This window comes from Ruegeria sp. YTSA064 (assembly GCF_059610325.1).
Genome location: NZ_JBXWNK010000005.1, coordinates 164,325 through 185,737 on the forward strand (window position 1 = coordinate 164,325; position 21,413 = coordinate 185,737).

At 57.0% G+C, this 21,413-nt stretch carries 23 protein-coding genes; 15 read left to right on the forward strand and 8 right to left on the reverse strand.

Features of this window, described 5'->3' with window-relative positions:
• Positions 1-10: 10 nt before the first annotated feature.
• Positions 11-3,052, forward strand: coding sequence for an efflux RND transporter permease subunit (locus tag AC2FI7_RS09365; protein WP_496815824.1), 3,042 nt, complete (start codon positions 11-13; stop codon positions 3,050-3,052).
• Here AC2FI7_RS09365 and AC2FI7_RS09370 read toward each other — a convergent pair whose 3' ends face one another.
• Both AC2FI7_RS09370 and carB read right to left on the reverse strand, forming a co-directional pair.
• The gene (locus AC2FI7_RS09370) at positions 3,053-3,550 is read right to left on the reverse strand and encodes a VOC family protein (protein WP_496815826.1); all 498 of its coding nucleotides are present in this window, start codon (positions 3,548-3,550) and stop codon (positions 3,053-3,055) included.
• A gap of 14 nt (positions 3,551-3,564) precedes the next feature.
• On the reverse strand, positions 3,565-6,909 hold the full coding sequence (gene carB / locus AC2FI7_RS09375; RefSeq protein ID WP_496815827.1) for a carbamoyl-phosphate synthase large subunit: 3,345 nt from the start codon (positions 6,907-6,909) through the stop codon (positions 3,565-3,567).
• Between the two features lie 177 nt (positions 6,910-7,086).
• Between carB and AC2FI7_RS09380 the strand changes: the two genes are divergently transcribed.
• The 4 genes from AC2FI7_RS09380 to aspS all read left to right on the forward strand — a co-directional run bounded on the left by AC2FI7_RS09380 (position 7,087) and on the right by aspS (position 11,339).
• Positions 7,087-8,214 carry an aminodeoxychorismate synthase component I gene (locus AC2FI7_RS09380; protein WP_010441816.1) on the forward strand — a complete coding sequence of 376 codons (1,128 nt, stop codon included), beginning with the start codon at positions 7,087-7,089 and terminating at the stop codon, positions 8,212-8,214.
• On the forward strand, positions 8,169-8,816 hold the full coding sequence (locus AC2FI7_RS09385; protein ID WP_029621983.1) for an aminotransferase class IV family protein: 648 nt from the start codon (positions 8,169-8,171) through the stop codon (positions 8,814-8,816). Before AC2FI7_RS09380 ends, AC2FI7_RS09385 begins: the two co-directional genes overlap by 46 nt.
• A gap of 17 nt (positions 8,817-8,833) precedes the next feature.
• Entirely contained in the window at positions 8,834-9,484 is a 651-nt protein-coding gene (locus tag AC2FI7_RS09390; protein WP_238528796.1) for a CPBP family intramembrane glutamic endopeptidase, read from the forward strand.
• 79 nt (positions 9,485-9,563) lie between these two features.
• Positions 9,564-11,339, forward strand: a complete 1,776-nt coding sequence (gene aspS / locus AC2FI7_RS09395; RefSeq protein ID WP_010441819.1) for an aspartate--tRNA ligase — start codon at positions 9,564-9,566, stop codon at positions 11,337-11,339.
• Positions 11,340-11,570: 231 nt separating this feature from the next.
• On the opposite strand, the gene AC2FI7_RS09400 is transcribed toward aspS, so the two are convergent.
• A complete protein-coding gene (locus AC2FI7_RS09400; RefSeq protein WP_010441820.1) occupies positions 11,571-12,287 on the reverse strand; it encodes a response regulator in 717 nt (238 codons plus the stop codon).
• A gap of 135 nt (positions 12,288-12,422) precedes the next feature.
• Between AC2FI7_RS09400 and mce the strand changes: the two genes are divergently transcribed.
• Together mce and AC2FI7_RS09410 are read left to right on the forward strand one after the other, a co-directional pair.
• On the forward strand, positions 12,423-12,827 hold the full coding sequence (gene mce, locus AC2FI7_RS09405) for a methylmalonyl-CoA epimerase (RefSeq protein ID WP_010441821.1): 405 nt from the start codon (positions 12,423-12,425) through the stop codon (positions 12,825-12,827).
• Positions 12,828-12,832: 5 nt separating this feature from the next.
• Positions 12,833-13,108, forward strand: coding sequence for a DUF1467 family protein (locus AC2FI7_RS09410; protein ID WP_010441822.1), 276 nt, complete (start codon positions 12,833-12,835; stop codon positions 13,106-13,108).
• Between the two features lies 1 nt (position 13,109).
• Here AC2FI7_RS09410 and AC2FI7_RS09415 read toward each other — a convergent pair whose 3' ends face one another.
• The 3 genes from AC2FI7_RS09415 to AC2FI7_RS09425 form a co-directional block, all read right to left on the reverse strand.
• Positions 13,110-13,808: an EI24 domain-containing protein gene (locus AC2FI7_RS09415; protein WP_010441823.1), complete on the reverse strand. Its 699-nt coding sequence runs from the start codon at positions 13,806-13,808 to the stop codon at positions 13,110-13,112.
• The gene (locus AC2FI7_RS09420) at positions 13,805-14,383 is read right to left on the reverse strand and encodes a nitroreductase family protein (RefSeq protein ID WP_010441824.1); all 579 of its coding nucleotides are present in this window, start codon (positions 14,381-14,383) and stop codon (positions 13,805-13,807) included. The genes AC2FI7_RS09415 and AC2FI7_RS09420 overlap by 4 nt, the downstream gene beginning before the upstream one ends.
• 137 nt (positions 14,384-14,520) lie before the next feature.
• On the reverse strand, positions 14,521-14,769 hold the full coding sequence (locus AC2FI7_RS09425) for a DUF8831 family protein (RefSeq protein ID WP_010441825.1): 249 nt from the start codon (positions 14,767-14,769) through the stop codon (positions 14,521-14,523).
• Positions 14,770-14,889: 120 nt separating this feature from the next.
• Between AC2FI7_RS09425 and AC2FI7_RS09430 the strand changes: the two genes are divergently transcribed.
• The 5 genes from AC2FI7_RS09430 (at position 14,890) to AC2FI7_RS09450 (ending at position 16,819) form a co-directional block, all read left to right on the forward strand.
• Positions 14,890-15,591: a M48 family metallopeptidase gene (locus AC2FI7_RS09430; protein WP_010441826.1), complete on the forward strand. Its 702-nt coding sequence runs from the start codon at positions 14,890-14,892 to the stop codon at positions 15,589-15,591.
• Positions 15,591-15,959: a YigZ family protein gene (locus AC2FI7_RS09435; RefSeq protein WP_010441827.1), complete on the forward strand. Its 369-nt coding sequence runs from the start codon at positions 15,591-15,593 to the stop codon at positions 15,957-15,959. Before AC2FI7_RS09430 ends, AC2FI7_RS09435 begins: the two co-directional genes overlap by 1 nt.
• Before the next feature lie 67 nt (positions 15,960-16,026).
• The gene (locus AC2FI7_RS09440; protein ID WP_010441828.1) at positions 16,027-16,278 is read left to right on the forward strand and encodes a DUF6455 family protein; all 252 of its coding nucleotides are present in this window, start codon (positions 16,027-16,029) and stop codon (positions 16,276-16,278) included.
• Positions 16,279-16,293: 15 nt separating this feature from the next.
• A complete protein-coding gene (locus AC2FI7_RS09445) occupies positions 16,294-16,557 on the forward strand; it encodes a DUF6455 family protein (RefSeq protein ID WP_037321510.1) in 264 nt (87 codons plus the stop codon).
• Positions 16,550-16,819, forward strand: a complete 270-nt coding sequence (locus tag AC2FI7_RS09450) for a DUF6455 family protein (RefSeq protein WP_010441830.1) — start codon at positions 16,550-16,552, stop codon at positions 16,817-16,819. Before AC2FI7_RS09445 ends, AC2FI7_RS09450 begins: the two co-directional genes overlap by 8 nt.
• Positions 16,820-16,822: 3 nt before the next feature.
• Here the strand turns inward: AC2FI7_RS09450 and AC2FI7_RS09455 are convergent, their stop codons facing one another.
• Positions 16,823-17,065, reverse strand: a complete 243-nt coding sequence (locus AC2FI7_RS09455; protein ID WP_010441831.1) for a CDGSH iron-sulfur domain-containing protein — start codon at positions 17,063-17,065, stop codon at positions 16,823-16,825.
• A gap of 215 nt (positions 17,066-17,280) precedes the next feature.
• On the opposite strand from AC2FI7_RS09455, the gene AC2FI7_RS09460 reads away from it, so the two are divergent.
• Both AC2FI7_RS09460 and AC2FI7_RS09465 read left to right on the forward strand, forming a co-directional pair.
• On the forward strand, positions 17,281-17,469 hold the full coding sequence (locus tag AC2FI7_RS09460; RefSeq protein ID WP_010441832.1) for a hypothetical protein: 189 nt from the start codon (positions 17,281-17,283) through the stop codon (positions 17,467-17,469).
• 134 nt (positions 17,470-17,603) lie between these two features.
• Positions 17,604-17,960 carry a diacylglycerol kinase gene (locus AC2FI7_RS09465; RefSeq protein ID WP_010441833.1) on the forward strand — a complete coding sequence of 119 codons (357 nt, stop codon included), beginning with the start codon at positions 17,604-17,606 and terminating at the stop codon, positions 17,958-17,960.
• 12 nt (positions 17,961-17,972) lie between these two features.
• On the opposite strand, the gene rimO is transcribed toward AC2FI7_RS09465, so the two are convergent.
• Positions 17,973-19,370 carry a 30S ribosomal protein S12 methylthiotransferase RimO gene (rimO, locus tag AC2FI7_RS09470; RefSeq protein ID WP_496815838.1) on the reverse strand — a complete coding sequence of 466 codons (1,398 nt, stop codon included), beginning with the start codon at positions 19,368-19,370 and terminating at the stop codon, positions 17,973-17,975.
• A gap of 93 nt (positions 19,371-19,463) precedes the next feature.
• Between rimO and AC2FI7_RS09475 the strand changes: the two genes are divergently transcribed.
• On the forward strand, positions 19,464-21,392 hold the full coding sequence (locus AC2FI7_RS09475) for an AsmA family protein (protein ID WP_010441835.1): 1,929 nt from the start codon (positions 19,464-19,466) through the stop codon (positions 21,390-21,392).
• Positions 21,393-21,413: the final 21 nt, after the last annotated feature.

Genomic DNA, 21,413 nt, shown 5'->3' on the forward strand with positions numbered 1-21,413 from the left:
GGGCGGTTTCATGAGCATCGCACGCGCTTCGATCGACCGGCCGCTTTATACGTGGCTGTTCATCCTGATTGCCTTGTTCGGCGGCATCTGGGGCTTCACGTCGCTGGGTCGCCTTGAAGACCCGGCTTTCACAATCAAACAGGCGGTGATCGCCACGCAATATCCCGGTGCGACTGCTGAACAGGTGGCGCTAGAGGTCTCGGAACCGCTGGAATCCGCGATACAGCAGATGGGCGAGGTGGACGTCATCACTTCGGTCAATCGGCCCGGCCAATCGCTGATCGAGGTCGAGATAAAGTCAACCTATGACGGCAGCGAATTGCCGGACATCTGGACCCGCCTACGCGCAAAAGTGCGTGATGCCGCGCGCGGACTGCCTTCGGGGGTGGGTGCGCCCTACGTGAATGACGGGTTCGGGGATGTATTTGGACTGTTCTATGCGGTCACAGCGGATGGGTTTTCGGACGCCGAGAAACACGAGCTTGCGACATTTCTACGCCGCGAATTGCTGACTGTGAGCGGAGTCGCTGATGTCGAGGTGCAGGGCTTGCCGGACGAAGCGATTTTCATCGAACCCGACCTCTCGATCTCGGTCAATCAGAACGTGCCCTTACAGGCGATCAATGAGGCAATTGCAAACGCGGATTCGGTCAACGCCTCGGGCTCATTGCGGTCGGAAGGTGACCGGACGACGATCCTGACTGCCGAAGGCTCGGACAGCGTGTCGGCCATCGCCGGGCTGTCGGTCGGTTCGCAGGGGCAAGTGATCAACCTGTTTGACATGTCCGATGTCTATCGCGGGCGGCAGAACGATCCCGACATCATGATCCGCTTCAACGGGACCGAGGCGTTCACGCTGGGCATAGCCGGACTGGCCACCGAAAACATCGTCGAGGTCGGCCAGCGCGCGGATGCCAAACTGGCGGAACTGGATTCGGAAATTCCCTTTGGTGTCAAAATCCTGCCCATCTATCAGCAGCATGTTGTGGTCGATGAGGCCTCGAACGCCTTCCTGCTGAACCTCGCCATGTCGGTCAGCATCGTGGTTGCGGTTCTGGGCATTTTCATGGGCTGGCGCGCCGCCATTGTTGTGGGTTCGACCCTGCTGCTGACCGTTGTCGGAACGCTACTGTTCATGTCGATGTTCTCGATCGAGATGGAGCGCATATCGCTGGGTGCTTTGATCATCGCGATGGGAATGTTGGTCGATAATGCCATCGTTGTGGCCGAAGGGATGCAGATCTCGATGTTGCGGGGCAAAAGCTCTCGTGATGCGGCAGAAGATGTGGCCTCGAAAACGCAAATCCCGCTGCTGGGCGCGACGGTGATCGGGATTATGGCCTTCGCGGGGATCGGGCTCAGCCCCGATGCGACCGGGGAGTTCCTGTTCTCGCTATTCGCCGTGATCGGCATCTCACTTTTGCTTAGCTGGGTTCTGGCAATCACAGTGACACCTTTGCTCGGCCACTATTTCTTCAAGCAGGGCAAAGAAGGTGAGATTGATGCCTATGGCGGATTTCTGTTCCGCGTCTACGGAGCAGTCCTGAACTGGGCGCTGCGGTTCCGTTGGCTGGTAGTGGCAGGATTGATAGCGATCACGGTCGCTTGCTTCGCAGGGTTCGGCCTAATGAAACAGCAGTTCTTCCCCAACTCAAACACGCCGCTGTTCTTCGTGCACTACAAACTGCCGCAAGGCACGCCGATTGCCCGTACGGCGGAAGACATGGCTGTGTTTGAAGATTGGTTGGCCGAACGTGATGATGTCGTCTCAGTCGCCACGTTCGTGGGGCAGGGGGCCACGCGGTTCATGTTGACCTATGCGGCTGAGAAGCCAAACCCAAGCTATGGCCACATGATCATCCGTACCGAAACGCTGGACGATATTCCGGCCCTGCAGGCTGATCTCGAAGCATTCGGCTCAGCCCAGTTTCCTGAGGGTGAGTTCCGAACCAAGCGTCTGATCTTTGGCCCGGGCGGAGGTGATCCGATCCAGGCGCGGTTCTCGGGCAGTGATCCGGTTGTTCTGCGCCAATTGGCCGAAGAAGCCGTGCAAAAAATGTCAGCGGCCTCCCCGAATGCGCTGCATGTGCATCACGATTGGCGCGAGCAGGAACTGGCTGTGCAGCCAATCTATGCGACAGAACGGGCGCAAACGGCAGGTGTGTCGCGAGAAGATATTGCCGCCACGCTGCAGTTTTCGACCGATGGGATTACCGGCGGTGTTCTGCGCGAACGTGACCGCCAGATCCCGATTATCCTGCGTCGCCCGGCAGATGGAGACTATTCGATTGTCGATCAGGTGGTTTATTCCGATCAATCGGAACGGTTCGTGCCGATTGAACAGATGGTGGACGGGTTCGACTACAAAGCGCTCAATACCTTGGTTCATCGCCGTGACCGAGTGCTGACCATCACGGTTGGCGCAGATATTCCTGCAGACATGACCGCCGCGCAGGTCCATTCCGAAGTGCGCAGCGCCATTGAAGAGATGGAACTGCCCATTGGCTACAGCATGGAATGGGGCGGAGAGTTTGAAGACTCGGGCGATGCGCAGGCCAGCCTTGGGCGGCAATTGCCGCTGAGCTTGCTGATTATGGTGCTAATCTCGGTGCTGCTGTTCAACGCAATCAGGCAACCGGTAATCATCTGGCTTTTGGTCCCGATGTCCGTCAATGGTGTAGTTATCGGTCTGCTTGGAACGGGTCTGCCATTCACCTTCACAGCGCTTTTGGGGCTGCTCAGCTTGTCAGGAATGTTGATCAAGAACGGCATCGTTCTGGTCGAAGAAATCGATCTGGTCCGCGCCACCGGTAAAGCCCTGCGTCCCGCGATTGTCGAGGCCTCGGTCTCGCGTCTGCGCCCGGTGATGTTGGCGGCGATCACGACGATTCTGGGGATGGCTCCACTGCTGACGGATGCGTTCTTTGTGTCGATGGCGGTCACGATCATGGGCGGTCTGGCCTTTGCCACCATCCTGACCATGGTTGCTGCGCCGGTCTTCTACATGTTGTTCTTCAACCGTGAAGAAAGGCGACGCCTGGCTGCCGGCTGATCAGCTGCCGGCATCCTTTTCGGGATCATAATGGTAATAGAAGCAGGATAGCTTGTTGCCATCAGGATCGCGCAGATAGGCCACATAGAATCCGGGCTCGTAATGAGGCCGGACGCCCGGTTTGCCTTCATCCGTACCGCCGTTTTCCAAACCGGTGGCATGGAAACGCCGGACCTGATCAGCACTTCTGGCGGGAAAGGCGATCATCGTGCCATTGCCGGTACCGGTGAGGGCTCCATCAAACGGTCTGCAGATCCAAAAGCCAGTGCCGCTGTCGGGATCGGTGCCCCATCCAGCCCAACCGTCGATCCATCCGGGCAGGCGCGGCTGACCAAGAACCGCGAAGATCGCATCATAAAAGCGGATGGCCCGCGGCAGGTCGTTGCTTCCGTATGTGGTGTAGAGGTCGATGAGCACTCCTTCCCCACCCATCATGTGGGCGACGGGCATGGAGGGGAAGAAAAAAACCCCGGCCAAGGCCGGGGTCAATTCATACATTTGGATGCAAAGGTCTATCCCTGCAGCGATTTCACCTCAACATCGCCTTCGGCCTGCGCCTTAATCGCCAGCGCAGCGGCGTAGCTGGCGGCGGCTGTGGTGTAGTATGGGATCTTGTCATACAACGCGATCGAACGGATTGAGCGGCTGTCTTCTACCGCCTGTGCGCCCTCGGTCGAGTTCATGACCAACTGCACGCCACCGTCCTTCATCAGGTCGGTCACATCCGGGCGGCCTTCGTACACTTTGTTGACCACGCCGCACGGTACGCCTTCGCCGTCCAGCCAGCTTTGTGTGCCGCGGGTCGCAACAAGCTCGAAGCCCTGCTCAACCAGAACACGCGCTGCTTCGAGCATATCCGGACCTTTATCGGCATCCTTGATCGAGATAAACGCACGACCTGTGCTGGGCAGCACCATTCCGGCCCCCATTTGTGCTTTCAGGAAAGCGCGCGGGAAGTCGCGGTCCCAGCCCATGACCTCTCCGGTCGAACGCATCTCAGGGCCCAGAATGGTATCTACGCCGGGGAAGCGGGCGAAGGGCAACACCGCCTCTTTCACCGAGAACCACGGCATGTCCGGGTCGGCCAGGGTCATCTGATCGGCGATCTTGGTGTCGTCGACGGTCTTGTAAGCCGGGCGCTGCGGGAAGCTTGACAGCTTCTCGCCGGCCATCACGCGGGCGGCGATGGACGCAATCGCGCTGTCGGTTGCCTTGGCGACAAACGGAACCGTACGCGAGGCGCGCGGGTTTACCTCAATCAGATAAATCTCGCCGTCCTTGATCGCGAACTGCACATTCATCAGGCCCACAACGTTCAGCGCCTTGGCCAGCTTGAACGCCTGATCCTTGATCTGTTCAATGATCTCTTTTGAAAGCGAATAGGGCGGCAGCGAACAGGCCGAGTCGCCCGAATGGACGCCTGCCTCTTCGATATGCTGCATAATGCCCGCGACGTGAACATCGGTGCCGTCACACAGCGCATCCACGTCCAGCTCGACCGCCCCGGCCAGATAGCTGTCCAGCAGAACCGGGCTGTCGCCCGAGACCACGACGGCCTCGTTGATATAGCGCCGCAGCTGATCCATATCGCGCACGATTTCCATCGCGCGACCACCAAGGACATATGAGGGACGGATAACCAGAGGGAAGCCGATCTCTTCGGCAATTTCGAGCGCTTGCTCATCAGTCGAAGCAATGCCGTTCTTGGGCTGTTTCAGACCCAGATCGTTGACCAGCGCCTGGAAACGCTCGCGGTCTTCGGCCAGATCGATGGCGTCTGGAGTGGTGCCCAAGATCGGAATGCCTTCGGCTTCCAAAGCGTTCGCCAGTTTCAGCGGAGTCTGACCGCCGAACTGAACGATCACACCGTGCAGCGTGCCGTTTTCCTGTTCTTTCGTCAGGATTTCCATGACGTGCTCGAAGGTCAGTGGTTCGAAATACAGCCGGTCCGAGGTGTCGTAGTCGGTCGAGACTGTCTCGGGGTTACAGTTGACCATGATGGTCTCGTACCCGGCTTCGGTCAGCGCGAAACAGGCGTGGCAGCAGCAATAGTCGAACTCGATCCCCTGGCCGATCCGGTTCGGGCCACCGCCGAGGATAACGACCTTCTTGCGGTCACTCGGACGGGCCTCACATTCAACCTCACCCATCATCGGGGCCTCGTAGGTCGAGTACATATAGGGTGTCTGCGCCTCGAACTCAGCGGCGCAGGTGTCGATGCGTTTGAAGACTGCATTCACACCCAGATTGCGGCGGGCGCGGCGAACATTGTCTTCGTCGCGGCCGGTCAAACTGCCGAGGCGCGCATCCGTGAAGCCCAGCATTTTCAGCCTGCGGATACCGTCCTCGGTCACCGGCAGGCCGTCTTCACGAACCTGACGCTCGGCTTCGATGATCTCACGGATGCGGGCGAGGAACCACGGGTCGAACTTGGTGACGCCGAAAATCTCATCATCAGTCAGGCCGTGGCGCATGGCTTGGGCAATGGTGCGCAGACGATCTGGGGTCTGCTGGCTGATAGCCTTGATTACGGTAGCTTTGTCGTCGGTTTCTTCCCAAACACCTACATTCAGGCCGGGGATTTCAATCTCATCAAAGCCGGTCAGACCGGATTCCATCGAAGCCAGGGCCTTCTGCATTGATTCGTGGATCGTGCGGCCGATCGACATGGCCTCACCCACCGATTTCATCGCGGTGGTCAGGTAGGGCTCAGATCCCGGGAATTTCTCAAACGCGAATTTCGGGATTTTGGTAACGACATAGTCGATAGTCGGCTCGAACGAGGCCGGTGTGACTTTGGTGATGTCGTTGTCCAATTCGTCCAGCGTATAGCCCACGGCCAGTTTCGCGGCGATCTTTGCAATCGGGAAACCCGTCGCTTTCGATGCCAGCGCGGACGACCGGGAAACGCGGGGGTTCATCTCGATCACGACCATGCGGCCGTCATCCGGGTTAATCGCCCATTGCACGTTCGAGCCGCCCGTTTCGACGCCGATTTCACGCAGCACGGCAATCGAGTGATTGCGCATGATCTGGTATTCTTTGTCGGTAAGCGTCAGGGCAGGGGCCACTGTGATCGAGTCACCTGTGTGCACGCCCATCGGATCGACGTTTTCGATGGAACAGACGATAATGGCGTTGTCGGCGGTGTCGCGCACCACCTCCATCTCATATTCTTTCCAGCCCAGCAGGCTTTCGTCGATCAGGATCTGACCCACGGGCGAGGCATCCATGCCCGAGCGGCAAATATGGATGTAGTCCTCGCGGTTATACGCCACACCACCGCCGGTGCCGCCCAACGTGAAAGCGGGGCGAATGATGGCGGGCAGGCCCACGGTTTCAAGCGTGTCCAGCGCCAGCGCCACGCCCGCGTCGAGGTCCTTCTTGCCGTCCTCATCCTTGGGCGCGGTCACGATTTCGGCCTTGGGGTTTTCGATACCCAGCCGGTCCATTGCTTCGCGGAACAGAGCACGGTCTTCGGCCATTTCAATGGCGTCGCGTTTGGCGCCAATCATCTCGACACCGAACTCGTCCAGCACGCCCATCTCTTCCAGTGCCAACGAAGTGTTCAGGCCGGTCTGTCCACCCATTGTGGGCAGCAGGGCATCGGGGCGTTCTTTTTCGATGATCTTGGCGACAACCTCGGGCGTGATCGGTTCGATATAGGTCGCATCGGCCAGACCGGGGTCGGTCATGATCGTGGCCGGGTTCGAGTTCACCAGGATAACGCGGTAGCCTTCTTCGCGCAGAGCCTTGCAAGCCTGTGCACCGGAATAATCAAACTCGCACGCCTGACCGATAACAATGGGCCCCGCCCCGATGATCATGATCGACTGGATGTCGGTTCTTCTCGGCATGGCCTTGTTCCTTCGATTGTCCGCGAGTCAGGGCACCGCCCCAGCGCCCAAATTGTCCTGCGTTATAGGGACCGCGCGAAAAGGTGCAAGAGGTATCGGAAATGGGTTTGAAATTGCCGCTTTCCCCTCTTTCCCTCGGCGCGCTATTCTCTATACCGCGCAGCACGGCAAATGAGGATGCAATTGCGTATTCGTTTCGATCAAGGACCAGCCGGGCGTGGAACTCGGTTCGACAGTCCAATCCGGATCATCCGCGCGGACAACGCGGAGGAGGTGCCCCAGGCTCTGGCGGCGCTTGATCAGGTGCGCGCGGATGGGGCTTGGCTGGCAGGATACGCAAGTTACGAACTTGGCTATGTCCTGGAGCCAAGGCTCACGGATCGATTGCCAGCAGGTCGTCGCCTGCCGTTGTTGTGTTTCGGGGTGTTTGATGAACCGGATCGCGTTGGCCTGTTACAAAATATTGGGGGTATCACCGAGTTTGAACCTCGTTGGGACGAAGCGCGCTACACCCAAGCCTTTCGATTGGTGCATGACGCCATCGGTGCTGGGGACATCTATCAAGCTAATCTCACTTTCCCGATAGACCTTGAAGTGACCGGAGACAGCGCCGCGCTTTACGCTACGCTGGCGGCGGGCCAGCCTGTTGGTCATGGCGCAATGGTCCAGCAGGATGGCTTGCCCGACTTGCTGAGCCGATCTCCTGAACTGTTCTTCCGCACCGATGCCGAAGGTCGGATCGAAACGCGCCCGATGAAGGGCACCCAACCGCGCAGCGAAGACCCGGTCGAAGACGAACGCCGCCGCGTTTTCTTGTCGTCAGACGGAAAGAACCGGGCTGAGAATCTGATGATCGTTGATCTGTTACGCAACGATATCAGCCGGGTGGCTTTGGCCGGGTCGGTAAAAGTGCCCGAGCTGTTCAAGGTCGAGACCTATGCAACCGTGCACCAGATGGTCTCGCTGGTGCAGGCGCAATTGCATGTTGGCGTCGGGTTGTCGGATATTCTGACGGCCCTCTTCCCGTGCGGCTCGATCACCGGGGCACCTAAGATCAGGGCGATGGAAATCCTGTCTGATCTTGAGCCGTGGCCCCGCGATGCCTATTGCGGCACCATTGGCTGGGCAGCACCGGATGGGCGATCTGAATTCAACGTGGCCATCCGCACTCTTATGGTTGAAGACGACAAAGCGACCCTGAACGTCGGCGGTGGGCTGGTCTGGGACAGCACTGCCCCTTCAGAATATGAGGAGGCGCTATGGAAAGCCCGCTTCGCCCACCAACTGAGCCTGATTTCCGTCTGATCGAAACTCTGGCGTTCCGGCCGGGGCAAGGGTTTGTTCGTCTCGACCGCCATCTGTCCCGCATGGCCCGCACAGCTGAGAAGTTGGGGATAGCGTTTGACCGTGCCTCTGCCCATCAAACTTTGGAGAATGCATCGCGGGAAACCTCGATGCGCTGCCGCCTGACGCTGGACGCACGTGGTAATTTTGAGCTGACAATCGGGGAACTTGCAGCCAACCCATCGGTCTGGCGTGTGGGTCTGGCGGATCGGAGGTTGTCATCGTCGGATATCTGGTTGCGCCACAAAACGACCCGTCGGGCCGTATATGACAAGGCGCGGGCAGAGCTGCTGCAGGGTGTTGACGAACTGCTATTTCTCAACGAACGGGAGGAGCTTTGCGAAGGTACAATCACGAACCTGTTCCTGACCATGCCCGATGGAAGACAACTGACGCCTTCTCTGTATTGCGGTTTGCTTCCGGGTATTCTGCGAGAGGAATTGTTGGATAATAAACAAGTTAGCGAAGCTGTTCTGACCTTGACCGATCTTCAAAACGCACAATCTATCTACTTTGGAAATTCCCTGCGGGGGCTGATCCGGGCGGAGCTTGTAGCACTTTGAGCAGAAACACCGAGTGGGTGGAAACCCCAGCAACCAACCAACGCCTCAGGATCGAGTTCATACTATTCTATGTCGCCGTCCCGGTCCTGATCGCGACTTTGTTCCCGCCTAGCTGGATGTTTCCTTCTCTCTTTGCGTTTACCGGCCTCGGCATTTTGCTGCTGCAGGATACGCCCGGATTCTCTTGGGCCGAGCTTCGATATGGTTGGCGAAATTGGTCGTGGACGGAAGTCGTTGCATTTGCCCTGTTCATGGCTGCCTTCTGTTCCGCCCTAGTATTGTGGGCACGACCAGATGCAGCCTTTGCTCTGCTGCTGTATCGCCCGGAGATGCTGATATTCATTTGGATCGGCTATCCGTTGTTGTCCGCTCTGCCGCAAGAGCTGCTGTTCCGCTCTCTCTTTTTCCGGCGCTATCATTCGATCTTGCCCCAAGAGCGCGCGGCCTATCTGCTGAACGCCGGGCTGTTTTCGCTTGCGCACCTGATGTATTGGAGCTGGGTCGTCGCGATCATGACCTTCGCCGGGGGCCTTCTGTTCACCTGGGCCTATCGCAAGCGAGGGTCATTCTTCTACGCTGTTCTTCTACATGCAATTGCCGGCAATATTATCTTTGCGGCTGGGCTTGGTGTCTATTTCTACTCGGGCAACGTGCAAAGGCCGTTTTGACGGCGCGACCCGCCTTGACTTTCCTAGCCCAAAGGGGTGTATCGGCGCGACGAATTCTGCGCCCGAAGGGATATGATCCATGCACGCCTATCGCAGCCACACCTGCGCCGCTCTGACCGCCGCCAATGTCGGTGAAACCGTCCGCCTGTCCGGTTGGGTGCATCGTGTCCGAGATCACGGCGGCGTGCTGTTTATCGACCTGCGCGACCATTTCGGTGTGACTCAGGTTCTGTGCGATGGCGACAGTGCGGCATTTGCTGAGCTTGAGAAGGTGCGGTCCGAATGGTGTATCCGCATCGACGGTACTGTCAAAGCCCGCGACGCTGATCTCGTTAACCCGAAATTGCCAACAGGCGAAATCGAGGTTTACGTGCGCGAGCTGGAAGTTCTGGGCGCTGCCGATGAACTGCCGTTGATGGTGTTCGGCGATCAGGAATACCCAGAGGAAACGCGTCTGCGCTATCGTTACCTCGACTTGCGGCGCGAGGCGATGCAGCAGAACATGACCCTGCGCTCGGACGTTGTTGCATCCATGCGCCGCCGCATGTGGGATCAGGGCTTTCGTGAATATCAGACGCCGATCATTACAGCCTCGTCGCCAGAAGGCGCACGCGACTTCTTGGTGCCGTCGCGTTTGCATCCGGGCAAGTTCTACGCTCTGCCACAGGCACCGCAGCAGTTCAAACAGCTGATCATGGTGTCGGGTTTCGACAAATATTTCCAGATCGCACCCTGCTTCCGCGACGAAGACCCGCGTGCTGACCGTTCGCCGACCGATTTTTACCAGCTTGACCTCGAGATGTCGTTTGTCGAGCAGCAGGATGTGTTCGACACCATCCAGCCCGTTCTGACCGGTGTGTTCGAAGAGTTCGGCGGCGGTCGCAAGGTCGATCAGGAGTGGCCGCAAATCTCCTACAAGGACTCGGCCCTGTGGTACGGCACCGACAAGCCCGACCTACGCAATCCTATTAAAATGCAAGTGGTCTCTGACCACTTCCGCGGGTCTGGCTTCGCGATATTCGCGAAGCTGTTGGAGCAGGAAGGCACTGAAATCCGCGCCATTCCTGCACCAAGTGGTGGTAGCCGCAAGTTCTGTGACCGTATGAATGCCTTTGCCCAGAAAGAAGGTCTGCCCGGTATGGGTTACATTTTCTGGCGGGATCAGGGCGAAGGTATGGAAGCCGCAGGTCCGCTGGCCAAGAACATCGGCCCCGAACGCACCGAGGCAATCCGTCAGCAATTGGGTCTGGGCGTCGGTGATGCGGCGTTCTTCTTGGGCGGTAAACCGAAGGCCTTTGAAAAGGTCGCTGGCAAAGCGCGGGATGTGATTGGCGAAGAGCTTGGTCTGACTGAAAAAGACCGTTTTGCCTTTGCCTGGATCGTGGACTTCCCGATCTACGAGCAGGATGAAGAAACCGGCGCCATTGATTTTGAACACAACCCGTTCTCGATGCCGCAGGGCGGAATGGAAGCTTTGCAGGGCAACCCTCTGGACGTACGTGGGTATCAGTATGATCTGGCCTGCAACGGCTACGAGTTGGTGTCGGGTGCGATCCGGAACCACAAGCCCGAGATCATGTTGAAGGCCTTTGAACTGGCAGGGTACGGCGAAGACGAAGTCAAATCTCGCTTTGGCGCTTTGTTCAACGCATTCCACTACGGCGCGCCGCCGCACGGTGGCTGCGCGGCTGGTATCGACCGGATCGTGATGCTGTTGGCGGATGAGGCCAACATTCGTGAGGTCATGATGTTCCCGATGAACCAGCGCGCCGAAGATCTGATGATGGATGCTCCCTCTGATCCGACATCGGATCAGCTGATGGAGTTGGGTCTAAGGATCATTCCACAGGACTAAAGCCAACCGCTCGCCGTGTGCGGGAGGTTTTGTCTTGCTGGTGGCAAAGACCGAAACACGCAGCGATGATTGCGAGATTGGTTGCGTATTGTAGAAGTGCCTGCCACGGTTCAGTCAAACGGGCTTCCATGGTTTCGTCGCTTGCGGCGGATGGTTTTAGCGGTGATTCGTGTCCGGCGATAGAACCACACACTCAGGATCGAGGCCGTTAAGAAGTAGGCAGTCAGCACGTCAGATTGCCTCCTGGCGTTCCAGGCGGTCTTGCACAAGGCCTGCGACTCTTGCCGTCTCTGCTGTCGTCGGGGCACCTTTGGATTGCGACCGGGCAAGCTCATGCACCGCCTCTGCAAGCGTTGTGTCATTCGCATCTCGCGCAACGCTTTGCAGAAACTGCGTGGCATAGTTTAGCGTGCGTTGGTCCGTCGGCCCGGTGAGCACATCGGCGATATGGGCCATGTCGTCCTGATACGCCAACGGGTCCGGGTGAATGATATCGTCTTTGACCGTGCCGAGGTCACTGGGGCGCCGGTCTTCCGGCAAGAGCGCAAGAATTGTTTTCTGGAAATAAGCAACCGATTTGAGGGGTTTGGCCAGAAAGCCATCCGCTCCTGCACGCAGGGCAAGTGATTGGGCGTTGTCATCGCCGGACAACCCCAGAATGACGCCGATTCGGGGAACTGCATGGGTCAACTCGGCAATCAGATCTGCGCCCGAACCATCGGGAAGACCCATATCAACAATCAGGACCGAAGGTCGGTAGATCTGCAAATGCCGCCGCGCCGATTGCAGGCAATCCGCCCGCCGAATACGCGCTCCGCTGTGCAAGCACATCAAGCGTATCGCGTCGCAAGCATAGCGGCTGTCTTCGACCACTAGGATGGTTTGGCCCAATAGTGGCCGAATCTTGGTTGGCAACGCCGGAGAAGCGAAAGGTTCCGAATCGTCCATGGCAGAACTCCTGATTAGCAGATATCTCACGCTAGGAACTTCTGGCTAATACAGGGTTAACGCGCGTTTTAGCGCACTTGCCCTTTAGCCGGACAACCCCCATAACCGCCGCAGCGCAGAATGAAGGAGAGTCCAATGATCGGTCGCCTGAACCACGTTGCCATCGCTGTTCCCGACCTCGAGGCTGCCTCGGCCCAGTATCGCAATGCGCTGGGTGCGAAGGTCGGCGCACCTCAAGATGAACCAGATCATGGGGTCACAGTGGTGTTCATCGAATTGCCCAACACCAAGATTGAACTCTTGTATCCATTGGGTGAGAACAGCCCTATCAATGGGTTTTTGGAAAAGAACCCTTCAGGTGGTATCCATCATGTCTGCTACGAGGTCGAAGACATTATCGCGGCCCGCGATCATCTGAAAGAGACAGGGGCGCGGGTTTTAGGCTCGGGTGAGCCCAAAATCGGTGCCCACGGCAAACCAGTTCTTTTCCTGCATCCAAAAGACTTCAACGGCTGCCTGGTCGAGCTGGAACAGGTTTAACGCCTATGACCATCACCGCAGCTTTTGTTCTATTCGCAGTCATCTGGTTTATGACCCTGCTTGTGGTCCTGCCGGTTCGCATCAAAACACAGGGTGATCTGGGCGATATTGTTCCGGGAACCCATGCCGGTGCGCCAGAAGTTCATCACATGAAGAAGAAGCTGTGGATCACGACCGGGATATCAGTGGTTCTGTGGGCGATCATTGCAGGCATCATCATATCAGGACTGATCAGCGTAAGGGATTTTGATTGGCTGAACCAACTGGAACCACGCGGCTAAATTAGCGTCGGTCATCCGATAAGCCGTGGTAGATATGGGTGAAGGTCGCCGCGCCAAGTATCGGGATCAGCAGATTGACCAGCGGAACCGAGAGCGGAACTGCCATAAGGACGCCTGCGACCCAAATCGTTGTTGCATGTTTTGCCCGCAGTTTCCGTGCACCTTCGCGCCCCAGTCGACGCATGGCGGCCAATGTGAAATACTCTCGCCCCAATAGAAACCCGTTCATGCCCCAGAAAATGAACAACGCAAATGGGGTGAAGAATGCATAGAGTATCAGCGCCAGCAGGTTGGCGACGATCAAAACCCCCAAAAAGCTGAGCGTATCCCGCAGGGCGTCGCCGAATGGGATGCGAGTGGCAGGAGGTAGAGTGGGATAGTGCTTGTCCTCAACCGCCTGCGCGACCTCATCCAGAAACATCGAGGTAATGGCCGAGGCGACGGGGACCATCAGGAATACCGATAACACCATCATCAACAAGAACGAGGAGACACTGAGCAGATCGTTCAGCCATGTCACCTCACCCAATACCGGCAGGGTGGTCTGATCGCCGACCAGTGCGTTTATCAGCCACAAAAAGCCGGCATAGGCAGCCACCAACAGCGCGAAGGTCAGGCCAACACCCAACAGAAGAACCTTGCGGAATCTTGGGTCGCCGATCTGGCCCAGAGCCTGCAGAAATGACTGAACGATGATCATTCTGAGACCCATTGCGTCAGTGTAGTTACATCCGGGCGTGGTCGCTCGGGTGGGGCAGTCCCTTCGGTGGCGATGTGGATGAAGCCCGCTATTTTCTCATTTTTGGACAACCCCAGTCCTTGCTCGCAAAAGCTGCGGTTATGGGACTGCCAGCCTGAAAGCCAGTTCGCGCCCCAACCCGCAGCCAATGCCGCGTTTAACAATGCCAGACAAACGGCACCTGCCGAATAGGTCTGTTCGATTGCCGGGATCTTTTCGGAAGGTTTCTGCACTTCGATGACGGCTACGGCCAGATGGCCCATGTCGAACTGGCTGCGTGCCTTGGCGATATCTTCGGCGCTTTTGCCCATGGCCAGACCGCAGGTTTCGGTCAGCGCCGCAAGACGTTGCATGGCCCCATGTTCGATAACGACAAAGCGCCAGGGCTCAAGCTTTCCGTGGTCGGGACTGCGCGCGGCAGCGATGAGCAAAGGCATCAACTCTTCCCGCGTCGGGGCTGGTGCCACAAGCGTCTTAGCTGGGCGCGATCGGCGCACCTGCAGAAAATCCAACGCAGCTTGGTTTTTCAGGGACATATGTTAACTTCCTTCACATGGGCAGTGCTTATGTCGGAGGCATGCCATCTTCTTTCAAGGGCAAGTTGCCCCCTAAAAGGTGACTAATTCAATCGGAAAAGCGGCCTGAAATCAGATAAAGAGACGGAAGGGAACCGCTATTTCATGAAATCGTCGCTCTCACGAATCTGATAGACGCCTTCGGGCAAATCCAAAGCAGCCGCCAGATCGCGTACCTGCTCAGGTGACAGGGTGATTTTTTGGATCTGATCAGTTCGGGGGTCCAACTGCTCAAGCGTGACGCACTCGGCAAAGTTGTTGATGACGACGTCCTCTTGCAAAGGTTTGGCACCTTCGTCCACCAGAGTAATGACCGTCGAGTCGAATTCGTGTTCAATTGAAAACATACCGGTACAGTGCCTAGGCAGAGATCGCAATGCAACCCGTTGCAGCGGCATTCGGCAGTAGCCCAGGCAAGTTGGGCGCGTTATGCTTGTCTGCCGACAGGTTGACTGAAAGGAATAGGAATGCGCGGTTTTGCCTTGTCGCTGGTTTTGCTGTTGGCGGCTTGCGGCTCTTCGTCCGTAATCGCGATTCCGGCAGCGGAATGGCAACCCTCATCACCGGCTCTTCGCGAGAAGGCACGGGAATTCGAGCAGGTCAGCCGCGCGGTTGCAGCGTCGGCTGAAAAGGAATGCCGCCGCCAGGCACGTTCTGCCAATTGTGATTTTGCCATTCTGGTTGATCTGTCATCAAGAGCGCCAGCAAATGCATTCCAGACGCTGGACGAGGACGGGCGACCGTTGATCATATTCACGCGGCCGATGATTGATTCAACAGAGAATGCCGAAGAGATGGCTTTTGTCATGGGGCATGAAGCAGCCCATCACATTCTGGGTCACATCGCCCGACAAACGAAAAATGCCAAGGAGAGCGCGCGCATTTTTGGCGAACTCGCCCGCAAGCAAGGTGCAGATGATGCGGGAATTGAGCGTGCACAGGCTCTGGGTGCCGAGGTCGGGGTGCAGAACTATACGCGCGTGTTCGAGCTTGAGGCGGATCGTTTGGGGACAAAAATCACCCATGCGGCAGGATATGATCCAATGGTTGGAATGGTCTTTTTCCAGCGAATTCCAGATCCGAGTGACCGTTTCCTGGCGACACACCCGCCAAATGCTGAACGGGTCGAGGCGGTTCTGCAAACGGCCCGCCAGTTGGGATTGCGATAATGATTCATTTAGACCGATTGGGCGTGGTGCTCAGCGATCGCGGGTCGAAATATGCAGTTACCGGTGCAAAGGTTACCAGCCGTTCCGACGTTGATGCAGCGCTAGCAGAGCTTAAATCAGACAAGGCTTATGCAAAGGCAACGCACAACACTTGGGCCGCGATGTTGCCAACCGGAGCGCTTAAGGCCGACGATGGAGAATCCGGTGCCGCGATGGTCATTTTGCGGATGATGGAGCGCGCGGATCTTTCGGATCACGTCATAATCGTGACGCGTTGGTATGGCGGCAAGAAACTGGGTGGAGACAGGTTCCGCCGGGTACAAGATGCCACCCGAGTGTATCTGGACCAGTTAGAAGCCGGGAATTGACCTGAGTCAAAGGCATCGTTTGATGCATGGGCTACCTTTTCTTCAGCGAGCAAAGAAAGGGAAACGCATGTCTGACCGCGCAACGCTGCGACATCACGCAGGTCTGATGGATGAGATGGCTACAACGCTCGGGGTTGATCTGCAGGAGGCCGCGATTGACGGTGCCTTGCGATTTGATGAAATCTCGGACGCAGTACTGCGCTGTGCCCAATGCCCAAATCCGGGGCATTGCGCGGCCCTTTTGGACCAGGGCACCGACTTGGGCAGTGCACCGGAATACTGCCGTAACCAGGAATTGTTGAACAGGCTAGCGCCATAAAGGAGGAGCATGTTCATGCCGCAACTTGGGCGGATTATGCCGCATTTCCATCTAGTTCAGAGAATGGCGCGGGCAATTGGCGCAGATGTTGTGGCGGCACATCGGAATGGGCGTCTGGAGCAGCAAGACTGGGCTCAGATGATCCACGCATGCCGTGGTTGCGAATGGGCGCACGCCTGTACTGACTGGTTGCATAAGAACGAAAATGTAGAGAAGGCACCAGTCGCCTGCCCAAATCGGGCAATGTTTGCGGCCATTAAGGTAGGAAGCAATGGTTGAGCACGATCCTCGAACCCGACTGGGTGAGATCGAAAAACACTTTTGGCTGACACGATCGGTGGCGCGTTGCATGGGGATATCCCTGACCGAAGGAATGGCCGAGGGAAGGATCACGCCTCAAGAATACGCCCTGATGGTGACCCGTTGCCGTAGTGCTGGATGTAGCGAGCAATGCCAGTTTTGGCTCGCTGATCAGCAGGAAAAAGCATCCGCTGCACCGCAGTTTTGCGCCAATGCCAGTGCTCTGAACGATCTGGCCTGACCGTCAGAGCTTATTGTGCGTCCCGTCGCATAACGGCGGATTGGCGCAGTGCTTACAGCCACAAAAGAACACCTTCTTGCTGGCCTCAGCCGTGTATTTTACTGGTTCGAACGACGTGTCTTTGTGCGAACCGTCGCAAAATGGTTGCCGCTTGGACTTGCCACAGGCACACCAGAAATAGGTTTTTCCTTCGGTCACTTCGACCGGATAGGGCGATTTCTGGGCGATGATCGGGGCGTCTGACATGTGGCTACTCCGTCTTTAGCTAACGTCGAAGTCAGAGTTTAGGGTTCTTTGTCAAAAAAGGTAGTCTGCGAATGAAAACCCGCCTTCCAGCATGGATTCGCCTTAATTCACGAAAGCGTTATCGATTCGGTTGCCATATGAAATTCTTGGTCCTATTCTGATACCGGCCCCGAAAAACTGGGCAATATCAGAAAAGTAATAGAGGATTGATGGACATGAAACTGAAATTTGCTGCTATCTGCGCCACGGCCGTTGTACTGACTGCGTGCTCGCAGCAAGAGGAACCGACCCCGGTCTATATCCAACCCGACTATGACAAGTATGGCACGCCCAGCTGTTCGGCAGGCTACGAACTGGCCACGACCGAGGCGGGTCAGACCGTGTGTAATCCGGTCACGCAATAAGCGTTTCGCAGGCGGTCCAAATATTCGGACCGCCTGCACATTCAAGCCGCTGCCGCCGCCGAAAGGCGGTTTTTTCTTGCCTTTCTGCCGCAGGTCGCGAACGTCAGTTCAGGTGGAATTGATCGGAAAGGCCTATGCGAAAATTATTTGATCACCTGAAAGATCGCACTCGCTGGAGTTGGCAGGGCCTATCAGCTACTTGGCGCGAAGAATATTCGTTTCGGGCTTGGGGCTGGGCAAATCTTGTTTCAGGCGCTTTGGCATTCCTACTTCCGCTCGATTCCGCTGAAAAAGCGTTGATCCTTGCGCTCGGGATACTGGTATTGGTGGCTGAACTGTTCAATACAGCCATCGAACGAGCAGTCGATCATACCTCGACCGACCACCATGTGCTGGCGGGGCAGGCCAAGGACGCGGCAAGTGCAGCAGTGGCACTTACTGCTGTTGCCGCTGGTGTTGCTTGGGTCGTGATTCTGTTTGGGCTGTTGTAGTCCGGGTCCCGGTCACACCGACGAACACAAACGTCCCCAAAGATCGTATTCTCCGGCCTCGTCAACCTCGACAGTGACGATATCGCCCGGATTCAGGTTTTCGAAGCCCTCATCGATAAACAGATTTCCGTCGATCTCGGGCGCGTCGGACTTGGTGCGGCAGGTCGCGGCTTCATCATCGATGTCATCTACAATGACCTCGATCGTTTGCCCGACTTTAGCCATCAGCTTAGCCTCAGAAATGGCTTGCGCCTTCTCCATAAAGCGTTCCCACCGATCTTGTTTCACGTCAGCTGGAACATGATCTGGCAGGTCGTTTGAACGTGCGCCATCTACATTTTCGTATTGGAAGCAACCGACACGATCCAATTGCGCTTCGTCCATCCAGTCGAGCAATGTTTGGAATTCGTCTTCGGTTTCTCCAGGATATCCGACAATGAATGTCGAGCGAAGGGTGATATCGGGGCAGGTCTCGCGCCATGCCGTGATCTCTTCCAGAGTTTTTGCCCCTGCGGCCGGCCGGGCCATGCGCTTCAACACGTCCGGGTGCGCGTGCTGGAACGGGATGTCTAGATAGGGCAGCACGCTACAGCCCGCATCCGCCATAAGCGGAATCAGATCGCGCACATGGGGGTAGGGGTAAACATAGTGCAACCGCACCCAAGCATCGAATTGGCCCAGCTCACGCGCCAGATCAGTGATATGGCTGCGCACCTCGCGATCTTTCCACGGATTCAGATCATATTTGCGGTCCAAGCCATAGGCCGAGGTATCCTGCGAGATCACCAGCAATTCGCGCACGCCATTATCGACCAGCTTCTCGGCCTCGCGGAGCACAGCATGCGCTGGGCGGCTGGCCAGCTTTCCGCGCATGTCCGGGATGATGCAAAACTTGCACTTATGATTACAACCCTCGGAAATCTTGAGGTAACTGTAGTGGCGCGGCGTCAGCTTCACGCCCGAAGCCGGAAGCAGATCGACATAGGGGTTCGGATCCGGGGGAACCGCGGCATGAACCGCATCCAGTACCTGTTCGTATTGATGCGGTCCGGTCACCGCCAGAATACGTGGGTGATGCTCGCGGATATAATCGGGTTCGGCGCCCAGACAGCCGGTTACGATGACTTTGCCATTTTCGACCAGCGCCTCGCCGATGGCATCCAGAGACTCGGCCTTAGCGCTATCCAAGAAACCGCAGGTGTTCACAATTACGGCATCGGCTCCGGCATAGTCCGGCGAGATACCGTAGCCTTCGGCACGCAAACGGGTCAGAATACGTTCGCTATCAACCAGCGCTTTAGGACAGCCCAGCGACACCATTCCAAGTGTTGGCTGACCGCGGCGGGGTGTCTCGGCGATGCGGGCCCCTGGGGCCAGATCGGGGCGGAGGTTCGGTGGGTTCGTGCTCATGGCCGGGCATATAGAGGGGAATGCTTCCCCTTGCAAATCCTGCCCACACAGGGCTGACTTGTACCAGAGCAGATAAGCCGGAAAGGCAAACTCATGAAGTGGCTCATTCGTATTCTCTTTCTTGTGGTTGCGGCCTTCGGGCTGGTGATTGGTGCCTTGCTGCTGATGCCAGGAGACAAACTTGCCACGATCCTGGCTGAGCAGGTCAAGGCACAAACTGGTCGCGAATTAAAACTGTCTGGGGATGTCAAACTATCCTTCTGGCCCGTTTTGGGCATGGAAACCGGTCGCGTTACCTTTGGCAACGCGCCCTGGGCCGGGTCGGAGCCGATGCTGAGCGCTCAAAGTCTGGCTGTAGGGGTCGATGCCTCGGCGCTGCTCTCGGGTGATATCCGGATCAAGAGGGTGCTTGCCGATCATCCAACACTGCGTTTGGAACGTTCGGAGGATCGCGGGAATTGGGAGTTGCACCAACCCGGAAATTCATCTGACACCGGTGCGTCGGCGCAAGCGGTTGAGAGTCGGCCGGTGACTCTGGAACAGTTGGAACTGCAGAACGCGCGGTTGATCTACATTGAGAATGGCGCGGTCAGCATGGAGTTCGCCGATGTTGATCTTTCTGCCCGTTGGCCCGACGTGACTGCCCCGATGGAAATGCAGGCCAGCATGCCCGTGCCCGGAGGCAACGTTAAGGTTAACCTGAACATTCCTGACCTGCCTGCGTTCTCGAGCGGGGTGGTGACCCCGTTGGAACTAAGTCTGACTGCACCCGGTGGAGGGATTCAGTTTTCCGGCCGGGTGAATCTGGCCGGAGAAATGGACGGCAAGACTACTGTCACCGCAAAAAATACACACAAGATGTTGGCTGCATTTGGTCAGGGAGGTGTCACCGTTCCCGAAGGCTTGGGCCGGGTTGCGAATGTATCCGGGCAGATGACCTATACCCGAGACGGGCGGATTTCACTGCGGAAAATGGTTGCTGTCCTCGACAATAATCGGCTTGAGGGTGAAGCGGATATTCAGATCTCTGATCCGCCAAAAATCACGGCGCGCCTGAAAGCGGGCGATCTCGATTTGTCCAATGTAAGTGGGGATGACGTATCAAGCAGCGGGTCCGAGGCTGACGGGTGGTCCAAAGCCACAATAGATGCGTCATCGCTGGCACTCGCAAACGGGACGATCCGACTGCAAGCGAACTCGATTTCGTTGCCAGGCATGCGCTTTGGCAAAAGTGATCTGACGCTCAACCTTGATCGTTCGAGAGCGGTGTTGAAAATGCATCCCGCGTCGCTTTTTTCAGGGCATCTGAATGGCCAAGTGGTTGCCAATAATCGCAATGGTCTGTCGGTCGGTGGAAATCTGACGGCCGATAATATCGATATCAATGAAGCCCTTGTAACGCTTGGGGATATCAAGCGCCTGTCGGGAACCGGGTCAGGACATCTAGAGTTTCTGGGTGTGGGGCAGAATGAAGATCAGATCATGCGTTCGCTGAGCGGCAAAGGGAATATTGAAGTCGGGAAAGGGGTCATTTCCGGGGTGGATCTGGACCGCCTTATGGGGCGCGGAGGGGGTTCAGGCGGCACAACGGTTTTCAATAGCCTCACTGCCAGCTTCACGATGAAAGATGGTGATCTGAACAACGACGACTTATTGATGAAACTGGACAATTTTCGAGCGGACGGCACGGGCCGAATTGGTCTTGGTGCCCGCGATATCGACTATCTGTTTACGCCGGTGGCTTTACGCGCCAATGCAGGCGAGGGGATATCGGTACCCGTTCGAATCGTGGGGCCATGGAGTGGCCCGTCGATCAAGCCGGACCTCACCAAAGTGATTGAGGCTGCCGCAGAGGGCAAAGTCAAAGCGTTGGAAGATGACGCCAAGCAAAAGGTATTGGAAAAGGTCGGGAAGGAACTTGATACCACAGTAACGGACACCGGTCAGATCGAGGATGCCCTTAAAGACAAGCTGGAGGACGAGGCCAAGAAAAGCCTTCTCAAACTGCTGGGTGGGGATTGAGTGCACCGATCAAGGGCGCTG